This is a genomic window from Janthinobacterium agaricidamnosum NBRC 102515 = DSM 9628, assembly GCF_000723165.1.
Classification (GTDB): Bacteria; Pseudomonadota; Gammaproteobacteria; order Burkholderiales; family Burkholderiaceae_D; genus Janthinobacterium; species Janthinobacterium agaricidamnosum.
Map to the genome: position 1 here is coordinate 5,916,979 of NZ_HG322949.1, position 598 is coordinate 5,917,576.

Genomic DNA, 598 nt, shown 5'->3' on the forward strand with positions numbered 1-598 from the left:
GCGTCTGGCAAGACAAAACCATCATCGAGATCATCGACAGCGTGTTCAGCGCCTACGCGCCGCGCGCGATCTGGCGCTGGAGCGATGAAACCGGCCCGTTCATGGAAGGTGCCGGCCGGCGCGGTTATTGCTGCCAGTACCGCGAATCGGACTTTGATTTCATCCGCCGCCTGCTGACCGACGAAGGTTTGACATGGCGTTTCGAAGAGGCCGATGGCGGCCAGTGCATGGTGCTGTTCGCCGACAGCAGCGAAACTTGCGCCACGCCCGAGGATACCAGCAGCGCCCGGGACGGCGGCCTGCGCTATCACGCCGCCCGCGCCGGAGAACCGGGCGACACGATCCAGGCGCTGCGCTCCGAGCGCAGCCTGCGCGTCGGCATGGTCACGGTGCTGAGCTACGACTACAAGGCGAAAAAGGCGATCAGCGCCAGCGTGCCGACCAACCGGGTGGTTGGCGGCAAGCACGCTCCGCTGCTGGAAAGCTACGATGCACCGGGCCAGTACCGCTACGCCGATGCGGCCCAGGCGCGCCGCTACGCCACCTTGCAGATGCAGGTGCATGAAGCGCGCGCCCATCTGTGGCAGGTCCGTTCGAC

Annotated in this window: 1 protein-coding gene (cut by both window edges); it reads left to right on the top strand. The window is 66.1% G+C overall.

All 598 nt of this window come from inside a single coding sequence — locus GJA_RS28625, contractile injection system protein, VgrG/Pvc8 family (RefSeq protein ID WP_051781335.1), on the top strand. Of the gene's 624 coding nucleotides, 10 precede the window and 16 follow it; the stretch shown corresponds to coding positions 11–608 — codons 4 (partial) to 203 (partial); the first codon wholly inside the window starts at position 3. Both the start codon and the stop codon lie outside the window.